4 protein-coding genes are annotated in these 7,169 nt (G+C 38.4%); 3 read left to right on the plus strand and 1 reads right to left on the minus strand.

The features are described 5' to 3' along the window. Positions 1-51 precede the first annotated feature (51 nt). A complete protein-coding gene (locus STRDD10_RS00115) occupies positions 52-705 on the plus strand; it encodes an MmcQ/YjbR family DNA-binding protein (RefSeq protein WP_067191985.1) in 654 nt (217 codons plus the stop codon). A gap of 161 nt (positions 706-866) precedes the next feature. Beyond that, positions 867-3,245: a glycoside hydrolase family 3 protein gene (locus STRDD10_RS00120; RefSeq protein ID WP_067191988.1), complete on the plus strand. Its 2,379-nt coding sequence runs from the start codon at positions 867-869 to the stop codon at positions 3,243-3,245. 171 nt (positions 3,246-3,416) lie between these two features. On the opposite strand, the gene STRDD10_RS00125 is transcribed toward STRDD10_RS00120, so the two are convergent. Then, positions 3,417-4,694, minus strand: coding sequence for an aminotransferase-like domain-containing protein (locus tag STRDD10_RS00125; protein WP_067191990.1), 1,278 nt, complete (start codon positions 4,692-4,694; stop codon positions 3,417-3,419). Between the two features lie 155 nt (positions 4,695-4,849). Between STRDD10_RS00125 and pcrA the strand changes: the two genes are divergently transcribed. Further along, the gene (pcrA, locus tag STRDD10_RS00130) at positions 4,850-7,141 is read left to right on the plus strand and encodes a DNA helicase PcrA (protein ID WP_067191993.1); all 2,292 of its coding nucleotides are present in this window, start codon (positions 4,850-4,852) and stop codon (positions 7,139-7,141) included. Positions 7,142-7,169 lie beyond the last annotated feature (28 nt).

A 7,169-nucleotide genomic window follows, 5' to 3' on the forward strand; every position in this document is an offset into this window, starting at 1 on the left:
ATAAGCTATTTCTTATTGAATTTTTTGTTATACTAGAGAAAAGGAGAAACTATGTTTGAGGATTTATTTGAAAACTATGTTATTGATGAGAAGCGTGCTTTAAACTTTGGTTTCCAACAAGAGGGAAATAGTTTTACTTTTCGGCAGTTCATTTTGCAAGAGAGCTTTATACTTGAGGTATTTTTTCAAGGGCGAGACTTCCATTTTGTGGTTCGAGATAGAGACTCAGGATTAGACTATGTTTTAGTGAAAAATGAGTCTGTCAGTGGAGAATTTGTGGGGCAAGTGAGAATAGCTTGTCATGATGCTTTGATTCACATACGCAGTCAATGTTTCGAGGTAAAGAATAACCTATCCCCACAGACGGAAAGAATAATCCTTCATATAAAGAAGACTTACAATGTTAGTTTAGAGTATCTTTGGTCTCACTCACCAACGTCGGCAGTACTTCGACATGAGAATAGCAAAAAGTGGTTTGGTGTTTTGGCCGTTCTAGATTGGTCCAAATTAGACTCTAAGCGTGCAGGGAAAGTGGAAGTTCTAACCGTAAAGCATGATAAAGTTGGCAATATGCTGGCGAAAAAAGAAATTTTTCCTGCTTATCATATGAATAAACAATATTGGATTAGTTTACCTTTAGATGACAGTTTATCAGATGATATTATACTGAGTTGTATAAACATTAGTTGGATATTGACAAGTTAGGAATCTATTTACTAATGACAATTTTTTATATTTGTTTAAATTTTAACTCTTCTAAAAATTGGATACAGCAATCAGTTCTTTTACAGGATAGCCGAACTTGAAATCGCTCGCAAAGCTATAAAATAGTGGTATAATGGTGTTGGAAGAAAGGAGATCATTTTATGAAAAAAATAATTTACCCATCTGCAGCTCTATTAACTGCTTTTGCTCTGTTTTCAGTTCAAACAGCTAAGGCTGATACAGATCAAGTATCGGACCAATCAATTGATTCGATAGAAACAGTAGAAAAGGTTGCTATTTCCCAAACTTCAGTATCCACCTCAGAATATCAGGTAGGTGAGACCGAAATACCGACGGCTACTGAGCGTGAAGCAGTCACGGCCGCTCCCCCATTAGTAACTCCAACGGAGGCGACAACACCTGAAGTTGAAAAACTGTTGGAAGAAATGCCATTAAAGGAAAAGGTGACACAGATGCTTATGCCCGATTTTCGGAAATGGCAAGCATCTGAACAAGACTCACCACAAGACCTGACAACGGTTAACACAGAAGTAGCAGAGGCTATTGACAACTATGATTTTGGTGGAGTGATCCTGTTTGCTGAAAATGTCAAAGAGACCAAACAGACCTTGGCCCTGACACAGGACATGCAAAAGGCTGCCATTGAAAATAAGGCCAATAATGGGAAAATCCCATTATTGCTTGCCATCGATCAGGAAGGAGGAATCGTCTACCGCTTGGGTACAGGGACAGCACTACCGGGTAACATGGCAATTGGAGCCACCAATGATCCCAAACTAGCTAAAGAAGCTGGTCAAATTATTGGTCGAGAACTTTCAGCACTTGGCTTAAACGTTGATTTTGCTCCTGTTTTAGATACTAATAATAATCCACAGAACCCTGTTATTGGGCTTCGTTCTTTCTCATCTGATCCAAATCGGGTTGCTTATCTTGGAATTCCGATGATGAAAGGAATTCAAGAGTACAATGTTGCTGTGGCAGCCAAGCATTTCCCTGGGCACGGTGATACTGCAGTGGACTCCCACACAGGTTTGCCACTGGTCGATAAATCCTTAGCAGAACTGGAAAAATTAGAACTCCTTCCGTTCAAAAAAGCCATGGATGAGGGTGTTGATCTCTTGATGACAGCCCATATCCAATACCCTCAAATTGAAAAGGATCAGGTTGTTTCAAAAGAAACTGGTGAAAAAATTTATGTTCCAGCAACGCTATCAGATGATATTTTAACTGGATTAGTACGGAAAAAATATGGTTATAAGGGAGTCATTGTATCAGATGCCATGGGTATGGATGCTATCGCCAAAAACTTTGGTGAAATTGAAGCCGTTAAAATGGCTATTCAGGATGGGGTTGATTTGGTCTTAATGCCGACGACTCTTCGTAGTAAAAATGATTTGACAAAAATCGATACGATTGTGAATGAAGTCATGCACGCCGTTCAAACGGGGGAAATTTCTGAGAATCGTTTGAATGATTCTGTTCGTCGGATATTGACCCTCAAAGAAAAACGAGGTATTTTGAATTTCAACCCAAAAGCTCGTACACCTGAAAAGGCCGAAGAAGAGGTAGGCTCTAATCTTAATCGTGATTTAGAGCGAAAGATTGCTGCCGCTGCAGTGACAGTGGTTAAGAATGAGGACAATACCCTTCCGTTTAAAGTTGAAAAAGGAGATCATATCCTCCTTTTGGGGGCGTTTGAAAGTGAAGTACCAGGCCTGGATCTTGGGATACGCCGCTTGATTGCAGATGGCAAACTTCCAAAAGATACGTCATTTGTAGCCAAGAATTTTACCAAGGACACGACATTAGATAGTCTGAAGACAGATCTTGATAGGGCAACCCATATCGTAATCATCTCTGAAATTAGTTATGATGGTCAACTTGATAAAGAATTTTGGCGTACAAAGGTACCGACTGAGATAGTCAATTATGCCAATAATCATCATAAAAAAGCAGCAATTCTATCTATTTCAAAACCCTACGATGTGGCCAACTACCCTACAGCGAAAGCCATTCTTGCAGTCTATGGTAATAAAGGAATGGATCCAACAGAATCACTTAAACCAGACAATGCATTCGGTCCAAATATCCCGGCAGGAGTGGAAGTCATTTTTAATGGAAAAGAGCATTTAGGAACATTACCAGTGGATATTCCCAAAATAGTGGATGGCAAACTCTCGGAAACAGAATTTGCCTATCGGATCGGTCACGGACTCTCCTATGCTGCCCCAGCACCATTACCAACTATAGAAAGCCCTATCCAAGTGACTCCTGTTCCAACAAGAAATCCTAGTCCCAAGCTAACAGTTACAAAACTTAATCTGAATAGCAATTCTAGCAGTCAACAAGAAATTCCAGCACCGCTATTAGCTTCTATACCTGTAGCTTCTACAGTACCTGTAACTAAGCCAGAAGCTGTGTTACCAAAAACTGGCCAAGCAACAAATTTATTATCCATCATGGGATTGGGGATCCTTACCTTATTGGGGGGGTTCTATTCGGAAAAGGATAAAAAATAGTATCAGTAGAACCAGTAGATGCTTATATTTGTTGAAGGTAACATATGACACTTAAACTGAAATGATAGCTTTCTAATTTCGCTTAATAATATTCACTTAGGTTCTTCGGATTTTATTGATGACATTATCTCACTAGTCTAGACAAGTAAAGAAAAAGGATTGGGATGTGACTCAATCCTTCTTTATATAGAGTTGTATCTGAGGGAGGTATTTTTTGGCTATTTCATAATCCAATTTTGCAAATTGATAGGGGCATGAACTTAGATAGGCTTGTTCAAAAAAATCAAGAGGAATATTGCTATGTTTGAGGGCTGGTAGCTGTATTGAATCATCTAATTCAAGTAATAGGGCGTTAGGAAGGTAGTGTACTTTTAGTTCTAATCCTAAACCAGCATAGTCGTTTTGTATTTCTTTTTGCTGTTCTCTCATTTTTTTTAGTCTATCCAATCGATTTTTGCCATACATGCCATTGTTAATATAGAGGCTAAGGGATTTTTGCATAATGAGATTGCTATCATAGTCCATGATACTTTTGTACTGAAGAAAGGATTCACGAATACTAGGTGGTAAGATAAGAGAGGTGATTCGTAAGGCTGGAAAGAGACTGGTTGAAAAAGATTTTATATAAATAACGTGTTGACTGGTATCTAGATAGTGAAAAGTCAGCTCTTGTTTATCGTCTAAGTCGCTCAAGTAATCATCCTCCACGATAAAGACATGGTAGCGATTAGCAAGTTTCAAGATGGCTTCTTTCTCCTTACGATGATAAGAATGTCCCAACGGATAGTGAAAGCGTGGGATAGTATAGAAAAATTTGATGTGTCCTGTTCTAAAAATCTCTTCTAATTTTTCCAAATCAATCCCTTCGCAGTTGCGTTCAATTGTTCGGTAAGCTAGGTTTTGATTGGTCAAGAGCTGGTTCATTCTATGATAAGTTGGTTGTTCCACTAAGATTTGATTTTTTTGATTTGGAAAGTCAATCTGAGATAAGATATAGAGGGCTTGCTGAGTTCCTGAAGTAAGGACAATATTTTCTAGATTTGCATAGATAGTTTGTTCGGCAAGAAGTTGTCGAACAGACTCCCTTAGTTCTTCTAAACCTTCTTGTTGTGAATAGTAATTAAATAGATAGTTATCTCTTCCGATAAGAGTTTCATTAACACAAAGACGAAAGTCTTCGTAAGCTTGGTAGCGGTCCTGACTCAACTGTAACTCTATATCTTCATGATTTTGGTTTTGTTCAAGAACATAGTAGCCACTCTTGGGTTTAGCATAGATATATTGCTGATAGCGAAGTTCGGTGAGGGCCTTTTGGGCGGTATCTTTACTACAGTGAAAGGTACGGCTCAAATCTCGAACGGATGGAAGTTTACTTCCTGTTTTTAACTCATTACACTCGATAGCATTTTTTAAGTGTTCAACAATTATTTGGTATTTAGTTTTAGCCATAACTGTCCCCATACAGATGTTTTTTTATAGTTTATACTATTTTCTTTATAATGGCAAGTTTTTGCAAAAATGCGACTTTTTTGGTATAATTCTAGCATTAACTGTGAGTGGTGAGGTCATATATTGGAGTGGCTTAAACCGAGAATGAGGAAAACATGAACACATTATTAAACGGAATGAATAGTCGACAAGCAGAGGCTGTGGAGTCAACAGAGGGGCCCTTGCTCATTATGGCAGGAGCTGGCTCTGGAAAAACGCGTGTCTTAACCCATCGGATTGCTTACTTGATTGATGAAAAAATGGTTAATCCATGGAATATTTTAGCCATTACCTTTACAAACAAGGCTGCGAGAGAGATGAAAGAGCGAGCTTATAAGTTAAATCCAGCAACCAAAGATTGTTTGATAGCGACATTTCACTCGATGTGTGTTAGAATTTTACGCAATGATGCCGATCATATTGGTTATAACCGTAATTTTACCATTGTGGATCCTGGAGAACAACGAACGTTAATGAAACGAATCCTGAAAGGTCTTAATCTAGATCCCAAAAAATGGAATGAACGGACTATTTTAGGAACCATTTCAAATGCAAAAAATGATTTAATCGATGCGGTTGCTTTTGCAGCACAGGCAGGTGATATGTATAGTCAAGTCGTTTCCCAGTGTTATACAGCTTATCAAAAAGAACTTCGTCAGTCTGAGGCGGTGGATTTTGATGATTTGATTATGCTGACTTTACGTCTTTTTGATCAACATCCAGATGTTCTGACTCATTACCAACAAAAGTTTCAGTATATTCATGTGGATGAATACCAAGATACCAATCATGCCCAGTATCAGTTGGTTAAGTTATTGGCTTCTCGATTCAAAAATATATGTGTTGTTGGGGATGCGGATCAGTCTATTTATGGCTGGCGAGGAGCAGACATGCAAAATATTCTAGACTTTGAAAAGGATTATCCAGATGCCAAGGTCGTACTTTTAGAGGAGAATTATCGCTCGACAAAAACAATCCTGAAAGCAGCAAATGATGTTATCAAAAACAATAAGAATCGCCGTCCCAAGGATTTGTGGACTCAAAATGTCGATGGAAATCAGATTGTTTATTATCGCGCTAACGATGAGCAGGATGAAGCTGTTTTTGTTGCTAGAACGATAGAGGAACTGAGTCGTACACAAAACATGCAACATAGGGATTTCTCGGTTCTGTATCGAACAAATGCTCAATCTCGGACGATTGAGGAAGCTTTGTTGAAATCAAATATTCCCTATACTATGGTAGGAGGAACAAAGTTTTATAGCCGTAAAGAAATTCGAGATGTGATAGCGTATTTGAATTTGATTGCCAATCTTAGTGATAATATTAGTTTTGAACGGATTATTAATGAACCAAAACGAGGGATTGGTCCGGGAACAGTTGAGAAAATTCGAGAGTTTGCTCTAAGTCAGAATGGAAGTCTATTGGATGCTTCAGCTAATATTATGCTGTCAGGGGTAAAAGGTAAAGCTGCTCAGTCTATCTGGGATTTTGCCAATATGATTTTAAACTTAAGAGAACAGTTGGATAGCTTAAGCATTACAGAACTAGTAGAAGCTGTTTTGGACCGTTCAGGTTATATCAGTGTCTTGACGAATCAAGCCAACCTTGAAAGTCAAGCTCGTATAGAAAATATCGAAGAATTTTTGTCTGTAACGAAAAATTTTGATAATAATCCTGAAAATCAAGCTAATGAACCTGGTTTAGATAAACTTAGTCGCTTTCTAAATGATTTAGCCTTGATTGCGGATACTGATGATGGAGATTCGGAAACTTCCGAAGTGACCTTGATGACACTTCATGCTGCAAAAGGATTAGAGTTTCCAGTTGTATTTCTAATTGGGATGGAGGAAAATGTCTTTCCTCTTAGTCGAGCTGCCGAAAATCCAGATGAGTTAGAAGAAGAGCGGCGTTTGGCTTATGTTGGTATCACCCGCGCTGAGAAAGTTTTATATTTGACGAATGCTAACTCCAGACTTCTGTTTGGGCGAACAAACTATAACAGACCAACACGATTTATCAACGAAATTAGCTCTAATTTATTAGATTATCAAGGTTTAGCAAGACCTGCTAACACGTCATTTAAAACTAGTTATGTTAGTGGTGAAAAATCATTTGGTCAAGGAATGAGTCTCGCTCAAGCTTTACAGGCACGAAAAAAACAGTCTGCACCAACGGCTATTCAATCAAAAGCCTTACCGTTTAGTCACTTTAATAAAACAGATAAAGAAGATACGAAAGAAGCTTCATGGGCTATTGGTGATATTGCCTACCACAAAAAATGGGGTCAAGGAACGGTTCTAGAAGTTAATGGAACTGGACCAACTCAAGAATTGAAAATTAACTTTCCAGATGTCGGGCTTAAGAAGCTATTAGCAAGTGTAGCCCCCATTGAAAAGAAGGAATAAGAAAACCATCCAAGGTCAACATAACCTT

The sequence above is a fragment of the Streptococcus sp. DD10 genome, assembly GCF_001578805.1.
In the GTDB taxonomy this organism is placed as follows: domain Bacteria; phylum Bacillota; class Bacilli; order Lactobacillales; family Streptococcaceae; genus Streptococcus.